The 23,449-nt window shown below is 65.0% G+C and carries 19 protein-coding genes and 2 tRNA genes; all 21 read left to right on the top strand.

From position 1 onward, the window contains the following. The first annotated feature begins 83 nt into the window (after positions 1 to 83). The gene (locus AVAK2825_RS11880) at positions 84 to 1,298 is read left to right on the top strand and encodes a CaiB/BaiF CoA transferase family protein (protein WP_284398554.1); all 1,215 of its coding nucleotides are present in this window, start codon (positions 84 to 86) and stop codon (positions 1,296 to 1,298) included. After that, complete coding sequence (locus tag AVAK2825_RS11875) at positions 1,295 to 2,326, top strand: hydroxymethylglutaryl-CoA lyase (RefSeq protein ID WP_284398552.1); 1,032 nt, start codon at positions 1,295 to 1,297, stop codon at positions 2,324 to 2,326. Before AVAK2825_RS11880 ends, AVAK2825_RS11875 begins: the two co-directional genes overlap by 4 nt. A gap of 87 nt (positions 2,327 to 2,413) precedes the next feature. Then, the gene (locus tag AVAK2825_RS11870; RefSeq protein ID WP_502870530.1) at positions 2,414 to 3,391 is read left to right on the top strand and encodes a Bug family tripartite tricarboxylate transporter substrate binding protein; all 978 of its coding nucleotides are present in this window, start codon (positions 2,414 to 2,416) and stop codon (positions 3,389 to 3,391) included. Between the two features lie 98 nt (positions 3,392 to 3,489). After that, a complete protein-coding gene (locus tag AVAK2825_RS11865; RefSeq protein ID WP_284398549.1) occupies positions 3,490 to 4,557 on the top strand; it encodes a Bug family tripartite tricarboxylate transporter substrate binding protein in 1,068 nt (355 codons plus the stop codon). Between the two features lie 242 nt (positions 4,558 to 4,799). Then, on the top strand, positions 4,800 to 5,756 hold the full coding sequence (locus AVAK2825_RS11860; protein ID WP_284398546.1) for a MurR/RpiR family transcriptional regulator: 957 nt from the start codon (positions 4,800 to 4,802) through the stop codon (positions 5,754 to 5,756). 92 nt (positions 5,757 to 5,848) lie between these two features. Then, complete coding sequence (locus AVAK2825_RS11855; protein WP_284398544.1) at positions 5,849 to 6,856, top strand: isoaspartyl peptidase/L-asparaginase family protein; 1,008 nt, start codon at positions 5,849 to 5,851, stop codon at positions 6,854 to 6,856. 75 nt (positions 6,857 to 6,931) lie between these two features. Continuing rightward, the gene (locus AVAK2825_RS11850; RefSeq protein ID WP_284398541.1) at positions 6,932 to 8,815 is read left to right on the top strand and encodes a dipeptide ABC transporter ATP-binding protein; all 1,884 of its coding nucleotides are present in this window, start codon (positions 6,932 to 6,934) and stop codon (positions 8,813 to 8,815) included. Positions 8,816 to 8,912: 97 nt separating this feature from the next. Further along, complete coding sequence (gene gsiB, locus AVAK2825_RS11845) at positions 8,913 to 10,451, top strand: glutathione ABC transporter substrate-binding protein GsiB (protein WP_284398538.1); 1,539 nt, start codon at positions 8,913 to 8,915, stop codon at positions 10,449 to 10,451. Positions 10,452 to 10,544: 93 nt separating this feature from the next. Then, positions 10,545 to 11,465 carry a glutathione ABC transporter permease GsiC gene (gene gsiC, locus AVAK2825_RS11840; RefSeq protein WP_272568664.1) on the top strand — a complete coding sequence of 307 codons (921 nt, stop codon included), beginning with the start codon at positions 10,545 to 10,547 and terminating at the stop codon, positions 11,463 to 11,465. Positions 11,466 to 11,508: 43 nt separating this feature from the next. Continuing rightward, a complete protein-coding gene (gene gsiD, locus AVAK2825_RS11835) occupies positions 11,509 to 12,447 on the top strand; it encodes a glutathione ABC transporter permease GsiD (RefSeq protein WP_272568665.1) in 939 nt (312 codons plus the stop codon). After that, positions 12,444 to 13,532 (top strand): P1 family peptidase, encoded by a 1,089-nt coding sequence (locus tag AVAK2825_RS11830; protein WP_284398520.1) that lies wholly within the window; start codon positions 12,444 to 12,446, stop codon positions 13,530 to 13,532. The genes gsiD and AVAK2825_RS11830 overlap by 4 nt, the downstream gene beginning before the upstream one ends. Positions 13,533 to 13,542: 10 nt before the next feature. Then, on the top strand, positions 13,543 to 14,361 hold the full coding sequence (locus AVAK2825_RS11825; RefSeq protein WP_284398517.1) for a M55 family metallopeptidase: 819 nt from the start codon (positions 13,543 to 13,545) through the stop codon (positions 14,359 to 14,361). After that, entirely contained in the window at positions 14,358 to 15,125 is a 768-nt protein-coding gene (locus AVAK2825_RS11820; protein ID WP_284398512.1) for an aspartate/glutamate racemase family protein, read from the top strand. The genes AVAK2825_RS11825 and AVAK2825_RS11820 overlap by 4 nt, the downstream gene beginning before the upstream one ends. 61 nt (positions 15,126 to 15,186) lie before the next feature. Next, entirely contained in the window at positions 15,187 to 17,235 is a 2,049-nt protein-coding gene (gene uvrC / locus AVAK2825_RS11815; protein ID WP_284398510.1) for an excinuclease ABC subunit UvrC, read from the top strand. Between the two features lie 54 nt (positions 17,236 to 17,289). Beyond that, positions 17,290 to 17,859 carry a CDP-diacylglycerol--glycerol-3-phosphate 3-phosphatidyltransferase gene (gene pgsA, locus AVAK2825_RS11810; protein ID WP_284398508.1) on the top strand — a complete coding sequence of 190 codons (570 nt, stop codon included), beginning with the start codon at positions 17,290 to 17,292 and terminating at the stop codon, positions 17,857 to 17,859. Positions 17,860 to 18,208: 349 nt separating this feature from the next. Beyond that, positions 18,209 to 18,481, top strand: coding sequence for an HU family DNA-binding protein (locus AVAK2825_RS11805; RefSeq protein WP_007858657.1), 273 nt, complete (start codon positions 18,209 to 18,211; stop codon positions 18,479 to 18,481). 18 nt (positions 18,482 to 18,499) lie between these two features. After that, a tRNA-Val gene (locus AVAK2825_RS11800) sits at positions 18,500 to 18,575 on the top strand. Between the two features lie 59 nt (positions 18,576 to 18,634). Continuing rightward, positions 18,635 to 20,557: a SurA N-terminal domain-containing protein gene (locus AVAK2825_RS11795; protein WP_284398459.1), complete on the top strand. Its 1,923-nt coding sequence runs from the start codon at positions 18,635 to 18,637 to the stop codon at positions 20,555 to 20,557. Positions 20,558 to 20,608: 51 nt separating this feature from the next. Beyond that, positions 20,609 to 20,684: transfer RNA gene (locus tag AVAK2825_RS11790), tRNA-His, on the top strand. A gap of 110 nt (positions 20,685 to 20,794) precedes the next feature. Further along, positions 20,795 to 22,519 (top strand): DUF6538 domain-containing protein, encoded by a 1,725-nt coding sequence (locus AVAK2825_RS11785; RefSeq protein WP_284398457.1) that lies wholly within the window; start codon positions 20,795 to 20,797, stop codon positions 22,517 to 22,519. A gap of 183 nt (positions 22,520 to 22,702) precedes the next feature. Beyond that, a complete protein-coding gene (locus AVAK2825_RS11780) occupies positions 22,703 to 23,371 on the top strand; it encodes a hypothetical protein (RefSeq protein WP_284398454.1) in 669 nt (222 codons plus the stop codon). Positions 23,372 to 23,449 lie beyond the last annotated feature (78 nt).

Below are 23,449 nucleotides of genomic sequence, written 5' to 3'. Positions count from 1 at the left end.
TGGCGGCGTCGCGCATCGGGGTTTTGCGGTGGGCGGGGGCCACGGCATGATCCGCGCCATTCGAACGAAGGGACGCGACAGGAATGACGACGACGGATACGACAGCAGCCCCCGCCGCCCTGGCCGGGGTGCGGGTGATCGAGATGGGCCAGTTGATCGCCGGGCCGTTTTGCGGCAAGACGCTGGGCGAGTTCGGGGCCGATGTGGTGAAGATCGAGGCGCCCGGCGCGGGCGATCCGCTGCGCAACTGGCGGCTGATCAAGGAAGGCACCTCGGTGTGGTGGCAGGTGCAGTCGCGCAATAAGCGTTCGCTGGCGCTGGACCTGCGCCAGCCGGAAGGGCAGGACATCGCACGCCGGCTCATCGCCGAGGCCGATGTGCTGATCGAGAACTTTCGCCCCGGCACGCTGGAGGACTGGGGCATGTCGCCCGAGGCGCTGCATGCGCTCAACCCCGGGCTGGTGATCCTGCGCATCTCGGGCTATGGGCAGACCGGCCCCTACCGCGACCTGCCGGGCTTCGGAATGATCGGCGAGGCCATGGGCGGCCTGCGCCACCTGACGGGCGAGCCCGGCCGCGTGCCGGTGCGCGTGGGCGTCTCCATCGGCGACACGCTGGCGGCGCTGCACGGCGCCGTGGGCGTGCTGACGGCGCTCTACCACCGCAAGGTGAACGGCGGCAAAGGCCAGGTGATCGACGTGGCGCTGCACGAAGCCGTATTCAACGTGATGGAGAGCCTCATTCCCGAGTACAGCGCCTTCGGTGCCGTGCGCGACGCGGCGGGCAGCGCGCTGCCCGGCATCGCGCCGTCCAACGCGTATCCGTGCACCGATGGCTGGGTGCTGGTGGCAGGCAATGGCGACAGCATCTTCAAGCGGCTGATGGACGCCATCGGTCGGCCCGATCTGGCGGCGGCGCCCGACCTGGGCAGCAATGCAGGGCGGGTGGCCCGGGTGGCGGAGATCGACGCGGCCATCGGCGAATGGACGGCCGGGCGCACCGTGCAGGCAGTGCTGGAGGGCCTGGGCGCCGCCCGCGTGCCCGCCGGCAAGGTGTACACGGCGCAGGACATCGCCGAAGACCCGCACTACCGCGCCCGAGACATGCTGCTGCCGCAGACCACGCGCGACGGCTATGTGGTCGAGGTGCCGGGCATCGTGCCCAAGCTGTCGGGCACGCCGGGCACGATCCGCTCCAGTGCGCCGCACCTGGGCGACGACACCGATGCGGTGCTGGCCGAGGCGGGCCTGACCGCCCAACAGATCGCGCTGCTGCGCAGCAAGGGGGTGATCCAATGACCGCGACTCGCAACCCGTCGAACGGGGCGGATGAAACGCGCGAAGCCCGGGCCGGCGTGTGGAACGGCAATGGCCGCCGCATCCACCTGCAGGAAGTGGGAACGCGCGACGGCCTGCAGATGGAGCAGGCCTTCGTGCCCACGGCAGACAAGATCGCGCTGGTCGATGCGCTGTCGGCGGCGGGCCTGTCGAAGATCGAGGTGACGGCGTTCGTCTCGCCCACGGCGATACCGGCGCTGCGCGATGCCGAGATCGTGATGCGCGAGATCGTGCGGCGCCCCGGCACGGTGTACAGCGCGCTGGTGCCCAACGTGCGCGGCGCCGAGCGCGCCATCGAGGCGCACACCGACGAGCTGAACCTGGTCATGTCCGCCAGCGAGACCCACAACCTCGCCAACCTGCGCATGGCGCGCGCGCAGTCGTTCGCGGCGCTGTCGCAGGTGGTGGCCACCGCCCAGGCTGCGGGTGTGGCGGTGAACGTGTCACTGTCGTGCGTGTTCGGCTGCCCCATGGAAGGCGATGTGGCGCAGGCGCAGGTGTTCGGCTGGGTGCAGCGCTTCGCCGACCTGGGCGTGCGCGGCATCACCCTGTGCGACACGACCGGCATGGCGTATCCGACCCAGGTGGCGCAGCTCACCGCCGGCGCCCGGGCGCACTGGCCGGGCGTGGATTTCACGCTGCACTTTCACAACACGCGCGGCATGGGGCTGGCGAACGTGCTCGCCGCCATCGATGCGGGGGCGGACCGTTTCGATGCGTCGCTCGGCGGCCTGGGTGGCTGCCCCTATGCGCCGGGTGCGTCGGGCAACGTGTGCAGCGAGGAGATCGCGCACGCGCTGCAATGGATGGGCTACGACACGGGCGTGGATCTTTCGCAGCTGATCGCCGCGGCGGCCCGGCTGCCCGGGCTGATCGGCCACGACATTCCCAGCCAGATCGTGAAGGCGGGGCGGCGGCTGGACCTGCACCCGGTGCCGGACGGCTTCGAGGCGATCCGCGACCGGGCACGGGCACGCGAAGCCGCCTGAACGCCGGGCGGCAGCGGCTTTCCTGCGGGAAGGCCCACGCGCCGGCGCGACGCGATGCATCGATCAAAAACCAAGGAGACAAAAAGGATGGACACGCATTCACTCTCGCGCCGCGCGGCGCTGGGCACGCTGCTGTGCGGCATGGTGGGCACGGCCCTGGCGCAGGCGGGCTACCCCCAGCGCGCGATCACCCTCGTGGTGCCGCAGCAGGCCGGTGGCGCCAACGACGCGATCGCCCGGGTGGTGGCGCAAAAGCTGTCGGAACAGCTGGGCCAGCCGGTGGTGGTGGACAACCGCCCCGGCGCGGGCGGCAATGTGGGCACGGCCGCGGCGGCCAAGGCCCGGCCGGACGGCTACACCCTGCTGCTCACGGCGGACAGCGCGCAGGTCATCAACCCCTGGCTCTACCAGCACACCGGGTTCGATCCGGTGAAGGATTTCGAGCCGGTGGCGCCGCTGGCCACGGCGGGCTACGTGCTGGTGGTGAACCCGGCGTTTCCAGCGTCCAACGTGGCCGAGCTGGTGGCGCTGGCCAAGGCCCACCCGGGCCAGTACGCCATCGCCTCGGCGGGCAACGGCACGCTCAACCACCTGATCGGCGAGATGCTGCAAAAGACCGCGGGCATCACGCTGCAGCACGTGCCCTACAAGGGCTCCGCCGCAGCGGCCACGGACGTGGTGGGTGGGCAGGTGCCGCTGTCGGTGCAGAGCCTGCCGTCCTCCATCGCCTTCATCAAGGCCGGCAAGCTCAAGGTTTTGGGCGTGGTGAACAAGCGGCGCGTGGCGGCCTTGCCGGACGTGCCCACCATCGGCGAGACGCTGGCGGGTTTCGGCCAGACACCGTGGTACGGGCTTTTCGCGCCGGCCGGCACCCCGCCCGCCGTGGTCGCGCGGCTGCAGGCCGAGGTGGCCAAGGCGCTGGAGCAGAAAGACGTGGCCGAGCGGCTCGCCGCCGTGGGGTGCGAGCCCTACAAGGGCAACTCGGCCCAGCTGGCGGCGTTGGTGCGGGACGACCTCGCGCGCTGGGGCCGGGCGGTGAAGGACACCGGGGCCAAGCTGGATTGACGGCAGGCCGACCGGCCCGTGCGGACCGAGGGCGGGGCGCGACCCGCCGCCGCAGGGCTTTTTTTCTTTTGAATTTCAAAAAACCAAGGAGACATGGCATGAGAACGACAGCGACAGCGACAGCGACAACGATCACCCCGACCACCCCGACCACCCCGACCACCCCGACCACCCCGACCACCCCGACCACCCCTTGCGCATCCCGCCGCCTGGCAACGGTGGCCGTCGCACTGGCTGCGGCCTTCGCCGGCACCGCCTGGGCGCAGGGCGGCTATCCGAACAAGCCGGTGACCCTGGTGGTGCCCACCGCCGCGGGCGGCACCACGGACCTGTCCGCACGCATGCTCGCGCAGGCCCTGGGCCCGGTGCTGGGCCAGTCGGTGGTGGTGGACAACAAGGGCGGCGGCAACGGCAACATCGCCGCCGGTGCCGTCAAGCGGGCCGAGCCCGATGGATACACGCTGCTCATGCAGTACTCGGGCTATCACGTGATCTCACCGCTGCTCACCCGGCAAAAGCAATGGGAGCCGGGCGATTTCCAACCCATCGCGAACGTGCTGTCGGCGCCGCAGATCATCGTCGTGCGCGACGGCCTGCCCGTGAAGACGCTGGCCGATCTGATCGCCTACGCCAAGGCGCATCCCGGCAAGCTCAACTACGCCTCGTCCGGCAACGGCTCGCTGCAGCACGTCACCGGTGCGATGCTGGAGCAACAGGGCGGCGTGAAGATGGTGCACGTGCCGTACAAAGGCACCGGCCCGGCGCTGCAGGACCTGCTGGGCGGGCAGGTGGACCTGACCTTCGGCACCGCGCCACCGTTCATGCCCCACATCCAGGCCGGCAAGCTGCGCGTGCTGGCGGTCACCGGAAAGCAGCGCCTGGCCAGCCTGCCGGACGTGCCCACCACCGCCGAGGCGGGCTACCCCAAGGTGGATGCCACGTCGTGGTTCGCGCTGTTCGCCCCGGCCCAGGTGCCGAAGGCGGTGGTGGACAAGCTGGTGGCCGATGTGCGCACCGTGGTGCAAAACCCCGCATTCCAGCAAAAGGCCCTGGAGCAGGGCGCCACCGCCGACTACCAGGGACCGCAACCGCTCGCCGAGCGGGTGAAGGCCGATCTGGCCAACTGGGCACAAGTGGTGAAGGCCTCCAAGATTGAGGCGGACTGATCGTTCCTCGCCCCTCGGGCCGCCCGCTGAGGGCCCTTCAGCCATCGAAGCCCTGCGCAGTGCGCAGGGCTTTTTGCTTTGTGCGCTTCGCGGCGCGCCGAGACAACGGGAGGGTCGCCGTGCATGGGCGCGTCATGCGCTTGTAAAAATTCTTTGAATGATTGAATTTTTTCTTTAATATGACGGTGTTGTAAATTTTTTATCAAAAGCGGTTGAACGCTTTCCTACCCGACACCTGTCCCATGTCCGCTGTTCCCGACCCGAGCACCGAAGCCCCGACGATCGCCATCCGCATCGGCCGGGTGCGCCCCACGCTCACGCGGTCGCACCAGCAGATGGCGGACTACGTGCTGGCCCACCCGCTGCAGGCGGCCACCATGCCCATCGACGAACTCGCGGCGGCGGTGGGCGTTTCCATCGCAACGGCCAACCGCTTCGCCCGGGCCATCGGCCTGGACGGCTACCCCATGCTGCGGGCCGAGCTGGTGCGCGGTTTCGAAGCCATGCTGGCGCCCATCGAGAAGATGCGCATCAAGCTGGAAAAGCCCAGCAGCATTGGCGACGTGTTCGCCGCCGCGCTGGAGGAAAGCCAGCGCAACATCGCCGCCACGCGTGAGGCCCTGGACCCGGCCGCGTGCGAGGCTGCGGTGCAGGCCATCGTGGGGGCGCGGCGCATCTATCTCGCCGGCTTCGGCGCCAGCGGCTGGCTCGCCGGGCTGCTGCAGCGCGGGCTGGATGCGCATTGCGACGGCGTGCACCTGCTGGCCGGGGTGGCGGGTGCGTCCTACGGCGCGCGGCTGCTGCCTCGCATGGGCGAGGAAGACCTTTTCATTGCCATCAGCTACCCCCGCTACCTGACCGACACCGTCGTGCTGGCGCAGGGCGCCTTCGAGCGCGGCGTGCGCGTGCTGGCATTGACCGACGGGCTGCAGTCGCCCCTGGTGCCGTTTGCCCATGGCTGCCTGTTCGCGCAGACCGAAAACCAGTACGCGGCCAATTCCGAATCATCGGCGCTGGCCATGATCGAGGCGCTCACCAGTGCCGTGGCGCACCAGGCCAAGGAATCGGTGAAGACCGCGGCGCGCATGACCGAGGCGGTGCTGCCCTGGCTGCACGACAGCTCGCGCACGCGGCTGGCGCCACGCTCCGCCGACGCCGCCGCCAGGAAGCCCGCTGCCAAGGGCAATGGCCGCGCCTGAACGGCGGCCGCATCCATCGCTCCCGATCGCCTTTCGCCTGGCCGATTGATTCGTTCCCATCCACTTCGCTGACCGGTTTCGCCGCTTCTTCCATGACCGTTTTTCCGTCTCCTTCCGGCCGTCCCGTTCCGGTGATCGCCATCCACGGCGGTGCCGGCACGCTGAGCCGCGCGCAGATCGACGCCCGGCAGGAGCGGGCCTACCACGGTGTGCTGCAGGACGTGCTGCGCGCCGGGCAGGCGGTGCTGGAGCAGGGCGGGTCCGCCGCCGATGCGGTGTGCACGGCCGTGCAGTTGTTGGAAGATTGCCCGCTCTTCAACGCCGGGCATGGCGCGGTGTTCACCGCCGACGCGACCCATGAACTGGATGCCGCGCTGATGGAGGGCGCCACGCTGGCGGCCGGCGCGGTGGCCGGCGTGCGCCACGTGCGCAACCCCATCCTGGCGGCCCGCGCGGTGCTGCGCCAGGGCCAGCATGTCCTCATGGCGGGCGAGGGCGCCGAGCGCCTGGCGCGCGATGCGGGGCTGGCCATGGTCGAGCCCCACTACTTTTCGACCGAAGCCCGGCGCGCCCAGTTGCTGGCCGCGCAGGCCCGCCAGTCGGGCGCAGTGCTGGACCACGACGGGGCCGCTGCAATGGCCGGGCTGTCGGGCCGCGCGCTGGACGAAGACCGCAAGATGGGCACCGTGGGCGCGGTGGCGCTGGATGCCCAGGGCCACCTCGCAGCGGCCACCTCCACGGGCGGCATGACCAACAAGCGCCCCGGCCGCGTGGGCGACAGCCCGCTCATCGGCGCGGGCACCTATGCGGACGACCGCACGGCCGCCGTGTCGTGCACGGGCCATGGCGAAGCCTTCATCCGCGTGAGCGCGGCGCACGACATCTGCGCGCGCATGGCCTACGGCGGCGCCTCGCTGGAGGCGGCTGTCGATGCCGTGGTGCATGGCGCGCTGCCTGCCGTGGGCGGCACCGGGGGCCTGATTGCGGTGGACCGCCACGGCAACGTGTGCCTGCCGTTCAACACCGAGGGCATGTACCGCGGGCTGGCCCGCGTCGGCCACGCGGCCGAGTCCTTCATCTTCCGCACGCCGGATGCATGAAGCCCACGGGCCGATGCATCGACCGACCGACTGGCTGCCTGATCGCCTGACCGAATTTCCTATCTCTGTCCTGCCATGACCCCAACCCCTTCGAGCGCGACGACCTCCCTGGCCCTTGCAGAGCAGCGCGTGCTGGCCGTGGACGATCTGACGGTCCGCTTTGCCAATTCCGAGCGCACGGTGGACGCCGTGCGCAACCTGTCCTTCCACGTGGATCGGGGTGAAACGCTGGCCATCGTGGGCGAGTCGGGCTCGGGCAAGTCCGTCACTTCGCTGTCGCTGATGCGGCTGGTCGAGCATGGCGGCGGAAAGATCGTGGGCGGCTCCATCGCGCTGCGCCGCAGCAGCGGCCAGGTGCTGGACATGCGCCGCGCCAGCAACGCCACGCTGCAGTCGGTGCGCGGCGCCGACGTGGCCATGATCTTCCAGGAACCCATGACCTCGCTGAACCCCGTCTTCACGGCGGGCGAGCAGATCGCGGAGTCCATTCGCTACCACCAGGGCAAGGACCGGGCGGCGGCGCGCGCCGAGGCCCTGCGCATGCTGGAGCTGGTGCGCATTCCCGAGGCGCGCAACGTGCTCGACCGGTTTCCGCACCAGCTGTCCGGCGGCATGCGCCAGCGCGTGATGATCGCCATGGCGCTGTCGTGCAAGCCGCAACTGCTGATCGCCGATGAGCCCACCACCGCGCTGGACGTGACCATCCAGGCGCAGATCCTGCAGCTGATCCGCCAGCTGCAGGAGGAGATGCGCATGGGCGTGATCTTCATCACCCACGACATGGGCGTGGTGGCCGAGGTGGCCGACCGCGTGCTGGTCATGTACCGCGGCGACAAGGTGGAAGAGGGCCCTTCCGCCCAGATCTTCGCCGCCCCGCAGCATGCCTACACGCAGGCGCTGCTGGCGGCCGTGCCCAAGCTGGGCGCCATGCAGGGCACCGACCTGCCGCGGCATTTCGAACTGCTGCGACCTTCCGGCGATGCCGCCACGGCGCCGGTCCTGCAATCCACCCCGGTGGATACGCGCCCCGCAGGGGCCCAGCCCATCCTGCGCGTGAAAGACCTGGTGACGCGTTTCGACCTGCGCTCGGGGCTGTTCAACCGCGTCAAGCGCCGCGTGCATGCGGTGGAAAAGGTGAGCTTCGACCTCTATCCGGGCGAGACGCTGGCGCTGGTGGGCGAATCCGGCTGCGGCAAGTCCACCACGGGCCGCTCGCTGCTGCGGCTGGTGGACAGCCAGAGCGGTGCCATCGAGTTCGGCGGACGCAACATCCTGGACCTGCCCACGAGCGAGGTCCAGGCGCTGCGCCGCGACATCCAGTTCATTTTCCAGGACCCGTTCGCCTCCCTCGACCCGCGCCTGACCGTGGGCTTTTCGATCATGGAGCCGCTGCTGGTGCACAAGGTGGCCAGCGGCCGGCAGGCACAGGAGCGTGTGGACTGGCTGCTGGAAAAGGTGGGGTTGCCGCGCGACTACGCGCAGCGCTACCCGCACGAGTTCTCGGGCGGCCAGCGCCAGCGCATCGCCATCGCACGCGCGCTGGCCCTCAACCCCAAGGTGGTGGTGGCGGACGAATCCGTGTCGGCACTGGATGTGTCCATCCAGGCGCAGATCGTCAACCTGATGCTGGACCTGCAGCGCGAACTGGGGGTGGCGTTTCTTTTCATCTCGCACGACATGGCCGTCGTCGAGCGCATCAGCCACCGCGTGGCGGTGATGTTCCTCGGCCAGATCGTGGAGATCGGACCGCGCCGCGCGATCTTCGAGAACCCGCAGCACGCCTACACCAAAAAGCTCATGTCCGCCGTGCCCGTCGCCGACCCGGCGCGCCGGCACCTCAGGCGCACGCTGCTGGAGGGGGACATTCCCAGCCCCATCCGCGCGGTGGGCGACGAGCCCGTGGTGCTGCCGATGGTGCAGGTGGGACCCGGCCATTTCGTGGCGCCGCAAGGGGGGTGATGTTTCCAACTCAAATCGACCTTCAGCGCTTGCCTGGCAAGCGAAAGCAGCTATCCATTTTGAAAACCCCTGATCTTTTCCACACCGGAGTTCAACCATGAAGAAAGCTTCCACCCGCCGCATCGCCTTCAGCCTGCTGGCCCTGGCCATGTCCGGCTCTGCGCTGGCCGCCGGCAACGCCGTGCTGGCCATCTACCAGCAGCCCGAGACGCTCGACCCCTACAACACCAACACGACCATCACCACGGCCGTGACCAAGAGTTTCTACGAAGGCCTGTTCGCGTTCGACAAGGACATGAAGGTCAAGAACGTGCTGGCCGAGAGCTACGAAGTGTCGAACGACGGCCTCGTCTATACCTTCAAGCTGCGCTCTGGCGTCAAGTTCCACGACGGCACCGACTTCAACGCCGCCGCGGCCAAGGCCACCCTCGACCGCGTGATGAACCCTGAGAACCGCCTGTTGCGCGCCAACCAGTTCAACCGCGTCGCCAAGGTCGAGGCCGTGAACCCGACCACGCTGCGCATCACGCTCAAGGAGCCCTTCGGCCCCTTCATCAATGCGCTGGCCCATGCCTCGGCCGCGATGATCTCGCCCGCCGCGCTGGCCAAGTGGGGCAGCAAGGACATCGCCTTCCACCCCGTGGGCACCGGCCCGTTCGAGTTCGTCGAATGGAAGCAGACCGAGGCCATCGTGGGCAAGAAGTTCGCGGGCTACTGGAAGAAGGGCTATCCCAAGGTCGATCAGGTCACCTGGAAGCCTGTGATCGAGAACAACACCCGCGCCGCCATGCTGCAGACGGGCGAGGCCGACTTTGCCTTCACGCTGCCCTATGAGCAGATCGCCACGCTCAAGAAGAGCGACAAGGTCACGGTGGTGTCCGCGCCGTCGATCATCCAGCGCTTCCTCACCTTCAACATGCTGCAAAAGCCGTATGACAACCCCAAGGTGCGCGAAGCCATCGGCTACGCCATCAACAAGGAAGCGCTGGCCAAGGTGGCCTTTAACGGTCATGCCTTCCCGGCTCAGGGCTTCGTGCCGCAGGGCGTGGAATACGCGGTGAAGATGCAGCCCATTCCCTACAACGTGGCCAAGGCCAAGGAACTGCTGAAGGAAGCGGGCTACCCCAACGGTTTCGAATCCGTGCTGTGGAGCGGCTACAACAACACCACCAGCCAGAAGGTGATCCAGTTCATCCAGCAGCAGTTGCAGCAGGTCGGCATCAAGGTGTCGGTGCAGGCGCTGGAGCCCGGCCAGCGCGCCGAGCAGGTGGATTCATGGCCCGATCCCAAGACCGCCAAGGTGCGCCTGTATTACATCGGCTGGTCTTCCTCCACCGGCGAGGCCGACTGGGCGCTGCGCCCCCTGTTCTCCACGGAGTCCTGGGCGCCGAAGCTGGCGAACTACGCCTTCTATAGCAACCCCGTGGTGGACGAGTCCATCGCCAAGGCGCTGCTGACAACCAACGGCGCCGAGCGCGAAGCGCTCTACAAGACCGCGCAGGAGCAGCTCGCCAAGGACCTGCCGCGCATCCCGCTGGTGACGGAGGACGTGCTGTACGCCCACGCCAAGCGCCTGTCCGGTGTGCATGTGATGCCCGACGGCAACATCAACAGCGACGAGATCGACCTGAAATAACAGGCCAAGACCGCCCCGCGCGCTGATCTGGCGCGCGCGGGCTGCCCCTGTTTTCATCAAAAAACACATCGCTGCGACCGCAGCGCCGCACCCATGCTGAACTACTTTCTCAAACGACTGCTGGGACTCTTGCCCACGCTGCTGATCGTGGCTGTGCTGGTGTTCCTGTTCGTCCACATGCTGCCCGGCGACCCCGCGCGCCTGGCGGCGGGGCAGGACGCCGACGAGGCCGCCGTCGCGGTCGTGCGCCACGACCTGGGCCTGGACAGGCCGCTGCCCGAGCAGTTCGTGCACTTCTTCACGCGCATGGTGCAGGGCGACTTCGGCAAGTCCATCCGCACCGGCCGCACGGTGGCGGCCGAGATCGGCGAGCGCTTCATGCCCACGCTGGCGCTCACGGTCACCAGCATGGTCTGGGCGGTGATCTTCGGCATGGGCATCGGCATCATCTCGGCCGTGTATCGCAATCAATGGCCCGACCGGCTGGGCATGACGCTGGCGGTGTCGGGCATCTCGTTTCCCGCGTTCGCGCTGGGCATGGTGCTGATGCAGGTGTTCTCGGTCAACCTGGGCTGGTTGCCCACGGTGGGTGCGACAAGCTGGCAGCACTACATCCTGCCGTCCATCACGCTGGGGGCGGCCGTCGCCGCGGTGATGGCGCGCTTCACCCGTGCGTCGTTCGTCGAGGTGGTGCAGGAAGACTTCGTGCGCACGGCGCGCGCCAAGGGGCTCAACGAGCGCCTCGTGATCTTGAAGCATTGCCTGCGCAATGCGCTCATTCCCGTCATCACCATGATGGGGCTGCAGTTCGGCTTCCTGCTGGGCGGCTCCATCGTGGTGGAGGCCGTCTTCAACTGGCCGGGCCTGGGCCGCCTGCTGGTGGATGCCGTGACCATGCGGGACTACCCCGTGATCCAGACCCTGGTGCTGCTGTTCTCGCTGGAGTTCATCCTCATCAATCTCGTGGTGGACATGCTCTACGGCTTCATCAATCCCACCATCCGCTACAAGTGACCACGGCGGCCTGCATCCCATTCCACGAACACGAAGAGACGGTATGACCACGCCCTCCATCCCCACGCCCCCCGATGCCGCGCAACTGGCGGCCGCCTCGGTGGCGCCTGCCGCTGCCAGTTCCGGCGCGGTCCGCACGCCCTGGCGCGAGTTCTGGCGCAAGTTCAAGAAGCAGCGCGTGGCCATGGTGGCGCTGGCTTTCGTGCTGCTGCTGGTGCTGGTGGCCGTGCTGGCACCGGTCCTGGTGCCTTACGACCCCGAAGGCTTTTTCGACTACGAAAGGCTGAACGAACTGCCGTCGGCCGTCCACTGGTTCGGCGTGGACCCGCTGGGGCGCGACATCTTCAGCCGCATCCTGATGGGCGCGCGAATCTCGCTGGCGGCGGGATTCCTGTCGGTGCTCATCGGCTGCCTGATCGGCACGACCCTCGGTCTGCTGGCCGGGTACTACGAGGGATGGTGGGACCGCGTGGTGATGCGCATCTCGGACGTGCTGTTCGCCTTCCCCGGCATCTTGCTGGCGCTCGGCGTGGTAGCCATCCTGGGCAGCAACATGACGAACGTCATCGTGGCCGTGGCGGTGTTCAGCGTGCCGGCCTTCGCGCGGCTGGTGCGCGGCAACACGCTGGTGCTCAAGCAGATGACCTACATCGAATCGGCGCGCAGCATCGGTGCGTCGGACTGGACCATCATCGTGCGGCACATCCTGCCGGGCACGATCTCTTCGATCGTCGTGTACTTCACGATGCGCGTGGGCACCTCGATCATCACGGCGGCCAGCCTGTCGTTCCTGGGCATGGGCGCGCAGCCGCCCACGCCGGAATGGGGCGCCATGCTCAACGAGGCCCGTGCGGACATGGTGAACGCACCGCACGTGGCGCTGTTCCCCAGCCTGGCCATTTTCCTGACCGTGCTCGCCTTCAATCTGCTGGGGGACGGCTTGCGCGATGCCCTCGACCCGAAGATCGACCGGCAGTCATGAGATCGCCTTCGACAGGCGCCACGGCGGCGCTGGTGCCGCCACGCATCGGCAGCCTGCTGGCCGGGCCGCTCGATGCCATCACCGACGTGGCGGGCGTGACCGTGGGGCATGCGACGCGCGACGACGGTCCGGTGCAGACCGGCGTCACCGTGATCCATCCGCATGGGCTGGACCCCTATCGCCACAAGGTGCCGGCCGGTGCGGCGGTGATCAATGGCTTCGGCAAGAGCGTGGGCTTGGTGCAACTTGCGGAATTGGGGCAGCTGGAGACGCCCATCGCGTTGACCAACACTTTCTCCGTCAGTGCCATGGCCCAGGCGCAGATCCGCCAATGCATCGAGGCCAATCCGGAGACGGGCAGGGCGCTGCCCACGGTCAACCCGCTGGTGCTGGAGTGCAATGACGGTTTTTTGAACGACATCCAGCGCATGGCCCTGGATGGCGGCGACTACTTGGCGGCGTGCAGCAACGCCGGCGCGCGCGCGGCACAGGGTTCGGTGGGTGCGGGGCGGGGCATGTCGAGTTTCCAGCTGAAAGGCGGCATCGGCACGGCGTCGCGGCGGGTGCCACTGCGCCAGGGGGGCATCTGCACGGTCGGCGCACTGGTGCTGGCCAACTATGGGCTGCTTCCGAACCTGGTGTGGGGCGGCAAGGCCATCGGTGCCGAAGTGACCACCCTGCTGGACGACAGAGCGCGCGCGCAGTCTGCGGAGACCGAACGCGGCTCCATCATCATGGTGCTCGCCACCGATGCGCCGCTGGATGCCCGCCAACTGAACCGCTTGGCACTGCGCGCGGGCGCAGGACTGGCCCGCACCGGCTCGGTCTACGGCCATGGCAGCGGCGACATCGCCCTGGCGTTCTCCACGGGCTACACCGTGCCGCAGCTGGCGGACCAGCCCATGCCGGCCACGCCGATGCTGCACGAAACCTTGCTGGACGGCCTGTTCCAGGCAGCGGCCGACAGCGTGGAGCAGGCCATCGTCCATGCCCTGTGGCATGCCACGCCCGTCACCGGCCGGAATGGGCACCACCGCTCCGCATTGCGCGGGTTGCTGCTCTGTCTGCCCGCATCGATTTCTTGAAGACCCCTCCATGAAAATTCTCATTTCCGTCGATATCGAAGGCGTCGCGGGTGTCTACCACCCCGAGCAGGTGCGGCCCGGCAATCCCGAATACGAGCGCGCGCGGCGCCTGATGGCGGCCGAGGCCAACGCGGCGATCGCAGGCGCCTTCGATGCCGGGGCCGCCGAGGTCTACGTGAACGATTCCCACGGCGGTTTTCGGAACATGCCGCCGGACCTGCTGGACGAGCGGGCGCAGGCCATCCAGGGCAAGCCCCGCTACCTGAGCATGGTGGCGGGCGTGGAACTGGGCATGGACGGCGTGTGCCTCATCGGCTATCACTCCCGAGCCCAGGGGCGCGGCATTCTGGCCCACACCATCAACAGCTTCGCCTTCGCGCGCATCGCCTTCAACGGCCAGGAACTGGGCGAGGCGGGGATCTATGGCGCTCTGGCAGGCGCCTATGGGGCGCCGGTGATCATGGGATCGGGTGACGACGTGTTCATCGCGGAAACCCAGCCGCTGTTTCCCCGGGCCCGTTTCGTGCAGACCAAGCGGGCGACGGGTCAGACGAGCGGCATCAGCCTGTCGCCTGCGCAGTCCTGCGCGGCCATCCGGGCGGGCGTGGCGGCAGCCGTGCAGGATCGCACTGCCGTCCCGCCTTTTCGCATCGAGGGCGAGATTCTGGTGGACGTGCAGGCCCAGACGCCTGCCCTGGCCGATCTGTTCTGCCAGTGGCCCACGCTGGAGCGCTCGGCCTCCGACGCCGTGCGCTTTCAGGCCCCCGACACCGAGTCCGCCGTGCGAATGGTCAATTGCCTGTCGGCCATGTCGAGCATGCTGCGATGAACGGCGAACCGCATTCCTTTGGCACGCCCGCGAAGGTCGGCATCCTGGCCGGCATGGGACCGGCGGCAGGCGTGGATTTCGCCCGCCTGTTTCTCAAGGCGTCCGAGCGCTGGTTGCAGGACCATGGCCTGGCGGTTCAGGACCAGGCATTCCCCGAGCACTGGATGGCACAGGTCCCGGTGGCGGACCGGTCCCGCGCGCTCAGCGATGCAAACGCACCGCAGCCATTGGACGAAATGGCGCGGGTGCTGCAGCAACTCTCGGCCGTGGGTGCCCGCGCCGTGGCCATCTCTTGCAACACCGCGCACGCCTGGCACGCGGCACTGCAGGAGCGGGTGCCGTCCGTGGACCTGCTGCACATCGCGCGTGAGACTGCCACCGAATTGCAGCGGCGGGGCATCCGCAAAGTGGCGCTGCTGGCCACGCAAGGCACCTACGGCATGGGCTTGTACGACACCGTCATGGCGGCCCATGGCATCGAATGCGTGATTCCCGATTCCTCCGAGCGTGAAGAACTCATGCAGGGCATCTACCAAGGGGTCAAGGCCGGGAACCTGGCGTTGGCGCAGGCATGTTTCACGCGCGTGGGCAGGCAGTTGCGTGGGCGCCATGGCGATGGCATCGCCTTGATCATGGCCTGCACCGAAATCCCGCTGGCCTTGCCTCAGGCCCCGCAAGCGCAAGGCTGGACATTGATCGATCCTTCTGAAATCCTGGCCATGGCGCTGGCCCGCAAGGCCTACGAAGGGCACGTCGGGCACTGATCCGGCAGGGTTTGGCCGTTGCGGCATGCGACGGGGCGCAGAGACTGGCCACAATAGCGCCATGTCCGATGTGCATTCCCCCGAACTCCTCGCGCAGGTGGCCGCGCTGCCGCCCTTGCCGGGTGTCTACCGTTACTTTGATGCGCAAGGCGCCTTGCTCTATGTGGGCAAGGCACGCAACCTCAAAAAGCGTGTCTCCAGCTACTTCACCAAGACCCATGGCGGTACGCGGATCGGCCACATGGTGGGCCGGATCGTCCGGCTGGAGACCACGGTGGTGCGCTCCGAGGCCGAGGCACTGCTGCTGGAAAACAACCTCATCAAGTCGCTGAATCCGAAATACAACATTCTGTTTCGGGACGACAAGAGCTATCCCTATCTCAAGATCACCGGCGTGGCTGGCAAGGACGGCACCGGCGAGGCGCCAAGCCAGCTGTTCCCGCGCATGGCCTACTACCGCGGCGCCATCGACAAGCGGCACCGCTACTTCGGTCCCTACCCGGGGGCATGGGCGGTCAAGGAAACCATCTTGCTGTTGCAGAAGGTGTTTCGCCTGCGCACCTGCGAAGACACGGTGTTTGCCAACCGCACCCGGCCCTGCCTGCTGTACCAGATCAAGCGCTGTACAGGGCCCTGCGTGGATTTGATCTCGCCCCAGGCCTACGCGAGCGATGTCGCGCATGCGGAAGCCATGCTGCGGGGCGAGACGCAAGAGCTGCTGCGATGGATGGAGGCCCGCATGATGGAGCACTCCGGCCGCCTCGAATTCGAGCAGGCAGCCGATGTACGCAACCAGATCACCGCACTGTCGCGCGTGCTGCACCAGCAGGCCATCGAAACCGTGTCCGACAAGGATGTGGACATTCTGGCCGTGAAGGTGCTGGGCGGGCGCGCCTGCGTGAATCTCGCCATGGTGCGGGGAGGTCGGCACCTGGGCGACCGGGCGTACTTTCCCGTGCACGTGGAAGACGCTGCGGCCGTTTTCCAGGCAGAGGAGGGCGCGGACGACGCCGAGCCCCCAGGTGAGGCCGCCTCCATTGAAGGCGGGCAGGGTGGGGAATTGGCTGGCGCCGCGGTGGATGAAGGAAAGTCGGCTCAGGCCGTGCGCCCTGCGCCGGCGCGTTCCGTCGAGGCGCAGGTGCTGGAGGCCTTCATCGCGCAGCATTACATCGGCGTGCCGGTGCCCCCTGCGCTCATCGTGAGCCAGCCGGTCGACCGCGCACTGATCGATGCGCTGTCTCAACAGACCGGTGTGCGGGTGACGGCGGTGCACCAGCCGCGGGAGCAGCGCCGCGCCTGGCTGGACATGGCCCAGAAAAATGCAGACATCCAGCTAGCCCGCCTGCTCGCCGAAGAGGGCTCGCAGCAGGCACGCACCCGGGCCCTTGCCGAGGCGCTGGACCTGAGCGAAGAGGAGCTCGATACCCTCACGATCGAGTGCTTCGACATCTCGCACACGGCAGGCGAGTCCACCCAGGCGTCTTGCGTGGTGTTCCACCACCACAAAATGCAGAGCAGCGAGTACCGGCGTTTCAAGATCGAAGGCATCACGGGCGGAGACGACTATGCGGCCATGCGGCAGGTGCTCATGCGCCGCTACAGCAAGGTCGCGGAAGCACAGCGCGAGGCCGGGGGCGCGGAGCCCGCGCCAGGCCAGGCCCGGCTGCCCGATCTGGTGCTGGTGGACGGCGGCAAGGGACAGGTGAGCATGGCGCGCGAGGTGTTCACCGAACTCGGCCTGGACGTCAGCCGCATCGTCGGCGTTGAAAAGGGCGAGGGCCGAAAGGTGGGGCTGGAAGAACTGGTGTTTGCCGATGGGCGTGAAAAGGTCTACCTGGGCCGGGACTCTGCTGCCTTGATGCTGGTCGCTCAGATCCGCGACGAGGCGCACCGCTTCGCCATTACCGGCATGCGGGCGGCGCGGGCCAAGGTGCGTGTGGGCGGGGGGCAACTGGAAGAGATTCCGGGCGTGGGGCCGAAGAAGCGGGCGCGGCTGCTGCAGCGGTTCGGCGGCGTGCGCGGGGTCGCAGCGGCCAGCGTGGAGGACCTGATCACGGTGGAGGGCATTTCGCGCGATCTGGCCGAGGAGATCTATCGCGCGCTGCGTTGACTGGATTGGCCTCGTTCGGCGATGGTTGCCGAACGGGCATGACACAATCGCCGCATGTTCCTGACCATCCCCACCATCATGACCTGGACGCGCATCGTCGCGATACCTTTGATCGTGGGGGTGTTCTACGCGCCACTGGAGCCGACCACGCGCAACCTCATCGCAACGGTGATGTTCGTCATCTTCGCCGCGACGGACTGGCTGGATGGCTATCTGGCGCGCAAGCTCAATCAGACCTCGTCGTTCGGCGCCTTCCTCGACCCGGTGGCAGACAAGTTCCTGGTCTGTGCTTCCTTGCTCGTGCTCGTGCATCTGCAGCGGGCCGATGTCTTCGTTGCAATGATCATCATTGGGCGAGAAATCGCGATCTCGGCACTGCGCGAGTGGATGGCGCAAATCGGCGCGTCGCGCAGCGTGGCCGTTCACATGATCGGCAAAGTCAAGACCACGGTGCAGATGATCGCGATCCCTTTTCTGTTGTACGACGGGCGGCTGTTCGGCGTTGTCGACACGGGCGTCTGGGGCACATGGCTGATCTGGATTGCCGCGGTGCTCACCGTGTGGTCGATGGTGTATTACCTTCAAAAGGCGCTTCCGGAAATTCGCGCTCGGGTCAAGAAATGATGGGACATCGCACCGCGCATTGACGGGTGGTGCGAGCATTGAAATTCCGCCCAGCAGATTGTCAATACGGGATGTGCCTATGGGCGCAACGCCCCTGAGAAAAAGCCTTTGGAAGCCCCGGCCCGCTTCACAAATGCGTCTAGAATTCGCTGCTACGCTGCCGTAAAACGGCGCACTGTATTGACACCCGGAAAGTCGATGGCTTTAATCTGACACAGCAGAATCTGCCCCAGTGTCAGCCCTTCCCCGCCTGCTTGATGTGCCGTTTCGTTGCGGTCGGGCACGGCGCGTGTCGGAGGGCCAGATTTGCAAAAGACATTCCATCCACTCTTTTCCCGAGAGGCTTCTTGTGAATAAAACCGAACTGATTGAGCACATTGCTAACAACGCCGACATCTCCAAGGCTGCAGCAGCGCGAGCGCTGGAGTCCACGATCGAGGCGGTCAAGAAGACCCTGAAGAAGGGCGGTACGGTGTCTCTCGTCGGTTTTGGTACTTTTGCCGTGGGCAAGCGCGCTGCGCGCACCGGCCGTAATCCCCGTACGGGCGATACGATTAAGATCAAGGCTGCTAAAGTCCCGAAGTTCCGTCCAGGCAAGGCATTGAAGGATGCTCTGAACTGATGGTTTCTGTTTAAGGTGGGGTGCTTAGCTCAGTTGGTAGAGCGGCGCCCTTACAAGGCGTAGGTCGGCGGTTCGACCCCGTCAGCACCCACCACCGAACAAAAAGGCGAACGCGAGTTCGCCTTTTCTTTTGTCGCCACTGAAAGATCGCACATGTTCGAATCCATCCGCAAGCACTCCAAGATCGTGATGTTCTTGCTGTTCTTGCTGATCATTCCGTCTTTTGTCCTTGTCGGCATCGACCGCAGCTACTTCTCCAGCAAGAGCCCGGTGGTCGCACGCGTCGATGGCCACGACATCACGCAGGACGAATGGGACAACGCCCACCGCGCTGAAACGGACCGCATTCGCGCGCAATCTCCCACGGTGGATGCCAAGCTGCTCGACACGCCTCAGGCGCGTTATGCGACCTTGGAGCGGATGGTGCGCGATCGTGTTTTGCAGACCGCCGCGCAGAAGATGCACCTGATCGCCAGTGACGCGCAGCTGGCCCGCACTTTGCAGGGCATTCCCGCCATCGCGAATCTCAGGCGCCCGGATGGCACGCTGGATGCGGAGGCCTATCGCGCCATCGTGGGAGCGCAGGGACTGACGCCGGAAGGTTTTGAAGCCAATGTGCGCCGTGACATCTCCGTGAATCAGGTGATGTCGGGTGTGCTGGGTTCGGCTTTCAGCAGCAACGCGCAATCTCAGCTGGCGCTGGATGCGTTGTATCAGCGGCGCGAAATCCAGATCGCGCGCTTCAATGCCGCTGACTTCGCCACCAAGGTCACGCCTTCGGATGCCGATCTGGAGGCTTATTACACATCGCACGCAGCATCTTTCCAGCAGTCCGAGCAGGCCAACATCGAGTATGTGGTGCTGGACACGAATGCAGTGCAGTCCAGCATCGTCGTGAACGAAGAAGACCTGCGCACCTACTACAAGCAAAATCTGGAACGCTTGGCTGGCAAGGAAGAGCGCCGCGCCAGCCACATCCTGATCAATGCGAGCAAGGATGCCCCTGCTGCCGATCGCGAAAAAGCCAAGGCACGTGCCACCGAACTGCTGGAGCAGGTTCGCAAGGCCCCTGGCACGTTCGCGGAATTGGCCAAGAAATACTCGCAAGATACTGGCTCCGCAGCCTCTGGCGGAGATCTGGATTTCTTCGCCCGCGGTGCGATGGTCAAACCGTTCGAGGATGCCGCCTTCTCCATGAAGAAGGGCGAGATCAGCAACGTGGTGGAGTCTGACTTCGGCTATCACATCATTTTGTTGACCGACATCAAGGCACCCAAGCAACCCAGCTTCGATCAATTGCGCCCCACGCTGGAGACAGAGCTGAAGCAGCAGCAGGCCCAACGCAAGTTTGCGGAGGTGGCCGAAGCCTTCACCAACGGGGTGTACGAACAGGCAGACGGTTTGCAATCCGTCGCAGACAAGCTCAAGCTCAAGGTGCAGACCGCCAACGGCGTGACGCGCACGCCCGCTCCCGGGGCGCAGGGGCCTTTGGCCAATCAGCGCTTCCTGGAAGCGCTGTTCTCCCCGGATTCGCTCGAGCACAAGCGGAACACGGAAGCCATCGAAACCGGGCCCAGCGCCCTGGTGGCAGGGCGAATCACGTCGTATACGCCGGCGCGTGCATTGCCGCTGCAAGATGTTCGTGCCCGCGTGAAGGATTTGTACGTGGCTGAGAAGTCTGCGGAAATGGCTCGCAAGGAAGGCGAAGCCAAGCTTGCCGCTTGGAAGGCTGCGCCTGCATCGGCCACGGGCCTCGCGCCTGCGCTCACCATCTCTCGAGACCAGCCGCAGAATCTGCCTCGGCCTGTGATCGATGCCGCGCTGCAGTCCAATGTGGACGCTTTGCCTTCATGGACTGGCGTTAGCCTGGGTGCCCAGGGCTATGCCGTGGTGAAGGTCAACCGCTTGATGCCACGTCCTGCGCCTGATGAAGCAGCAAGCCGTCAACAGCACCAGCAGTATGCGCAGGCGGCCGGTTCTGCAGAAGCCTTGGCCTATTACGAAGTGCTGAAAGACCGTTTCAAGGTGCAGTTCAAGGTGCCTCGCCCGGTGGCTGCGCCTGTTCTGGAAAATTGATGGGCGTTTCTTCAGATAGCGATTGATTTATGGGTATAATTTGAGTCTGCGGTGGCTGTAGCTCAGTTGGTAGAGTCCAGGATTGTGATTCCTGTTGTCGTGGGTTCGAGCCCCATCAGCCACCCCAAAATTCTTTGAATTGCTTATAAGTGCTTGATTCCTAACGGAATCAGGCATTTTTTGCTTCTGGGCTAAGTTCGGTTGTTACACGGTCTGTCACACACAGTGAGAAAGACCATGAGAAAAGTAGCCGAACATATCTACGAGCGGGGACGGCGTGGAATGCTGTACGTCCGCCGTCGTATCCCCAACGCTGTTCGCCTGGCGTACCCCCTCAAACAAACGCATATCACTACCAGCCTGGGCACGTCAGACCTCCGGGACGGGAAGGTGCGTGCTCGTGTGGAGCTGCAGCGCATCGACGCAGAGTTTGAAAGAAAAAAACAACAATGTGACCTCCGTAGCGCATCGATGGCGCCGCGCAACGTCGCTACGCTCACCGACGATGAACTGCAGAGTGCAGGGCGGTTCTGGGCCCGTGAAGTCCTCCTCAACGATGAGAAGCGCCGACAGGAAGGCCTGGATGATGAAGATTTTGATGAGCTCGGTGCTCAACTGACTGCCCAGCGTGCAGAGTTGGGGCGGTTACTTGCGCAGGGGAAGACCACCCGCATGTTCCCTGCGCTGCATAGCTTTCTGTTTTTGTGCGGGATGAACTATGAGCCGGAGCCCGCGGAAGCCAATCGGGCTGGGTATCTATTTACGCGTGCGGTGGTTGAAGCACTCGACCATCAGCTTGTCCGCCAAAGCGGTGGTGTCCTGCATACCGATGTCGTAGCGCCCGAGACCCCCCATCCGCTGTCCGTGGTGAAGGGTGTCGGAGATACCAAAGCAGCTGGCACCGGCGTTTCTCCCGCTTGGGACGAGATATTTGAGCTCTGGCGAGAGTTCGTTCCAGACAGGCCAAAATCAACGGCCATCGCTTCTCAAACGCCGTGGCGGGACCTGCAGCGGTTCGTAAAGGAGCAAGGGACTGTTGACCCTGGAGATGTGACCCCTGTGCAGATGACTGAATTTGTGCAATCGATGCATTCACGGGGCCTGGCCGTCTACACCATCAATGAGCGCATTTCTAAAATTCGGGCCATCTATAAAATTGCGGTCGGCAAACACAAATTGAAATTGAATCCTGCTGCCGACACGTTGGGATTCAAAGAAAGCGGCGTTCAGTCGCGCGTGAAAAAACGGCTGCCGTTTTCTGAAAGCGAACTGTCCATCATTTTTGGGTCACCGGTTTTCGTCGAGCACAAGCGTTCAAGTGGTCAAGCGGCTGAGGCAAGTTACTGGTTGCCAATACTGATGTATTACACCGGTGCGAGGCCTGAGGAGTTAGCTGGCCTGACACTGGAAGACATTCGCTGGTATCCAGGAGACCGGTGGTACCTTAATATCGTGGACAGCTTCGCCGATGACGACCTCGAACTCTTTGGTGCTTCATCCGTTCCCAAATCACACGAACGTACTGTGAAAAATGCACCTTCCGTTCGCGCTGTACCTGTAGCTCAGGAGCTGATTGACCTCGGCCTGTTGCGCTACGTCGATTGGGTTAAGGAGCGCGGCTCAGTCGTGTTGTTCCCGAGTCTCAAAAAGGACTGGCACGGGAAGCTGTCAGGTTCATTTTCCAAATTTTTTGGGCGGTACAAAGTTCATATCGGCATCACGGATAAACGCAAAGTGCTCTATTCGTTTCGGCATAACATGAAGGATTTTTTGGAGCAATCTCAATTTCCCTCGAAGTATCTGAAGCGGTTTCTTGGACATGCGAGCGGAGATGGCGAAGTGACGGACGGTTACGGGTCCGGTCTACCGTTGGAAATTATGTTTGAGCACTTCTCTCGGATTAGATTTCCCGTTATCTCTGCGAAGTCTTGGCAACCGGGCGTTGGTCCTGTTCGTTTTTAAAGTCGTCGCATTCGGCAGAGGAGATGCGGTAAACATAAAAATATTTTCTGGGAGGGAAGAATTAGATTTTGACTGTGACATCGCCATTTCGTTGTCGGTCGCCGAATTTTTTAAAGATTAAGGTAATGGGTAAATAAATCTGCTTGCTAGACGAATTTCCCTAATAAAATAGAGCACCTTCCAATGGCGTACATCACAAACCAAAGTCGGTATCGCGTCAGTGTCGAAAACCGCGACGACCTGACCATACTTTTCCCGTTCAATAAATTCGATGGAGCCAATGCATACATGGCGGAACTCCGCTTACAGCATCTGACGCTATGCGCTAAACAGTTGAACGATAGGCGGTTCGTCCATATCCGAGAAAACGGACTTAACCGACTCCGCATCTCCTGTCACAACCGCGAGGAAGCCCAGAGTTATGTCATCGCACGGCGCGATGCCGAGACAGCGGCGACGGTGGTCCGCGACACCGTGCCTTTCGTATCCATTGGCAACATGGCGTTGCCCGTGTGGCGCCGTCAGTTTGTTAAGAGTCCCGTGAGCGCTGCGAGTCGCGCCAATCGTTCCAGCCGCATTTCCCATGACGAGGAAGCGCGTCTGCTGAAGTCTTTGGCGCAGCTTGACCTCCGTCGGTCAGTGGCGTTGCGACTCAGAGAGATGGCAGATGCCGAACTCGCCAACCAAACATTCACATGCGACGACGCACGCGAGAGAGCACTTGCCGAGATTCGCGCCCGGCTTAAGCCTGTTGCAGTAGAAACTGCCCGGAACGCCTGCGATAACCCAGAGCGCCTTCTACCCCTGACGCACTCTGGCCTGGGTCGAGGTCGCTGTCGCAACAGGTGCTGACACAAAGTTCCCCGGTGGCCCATCTTTCGTGAAGTCCAGTGTCGGTGGAGCCGTCGCGCCCGACACTGGATACAGTTG

The sequence above is a fragment of the Acidovorax sp. SUPP2825 genome, assembly GCF_030158995.1.
GTDB lineage: Bacteria > Pseudomonadota > Gammaproteobacteria > Burkholderiales > Burkholderiaceae_C > Paracidovorax.
Note: the sequence above shows the minus strand (reverse complement) of the source record. Positions and strands in the feature narration are given on the sequence as shown.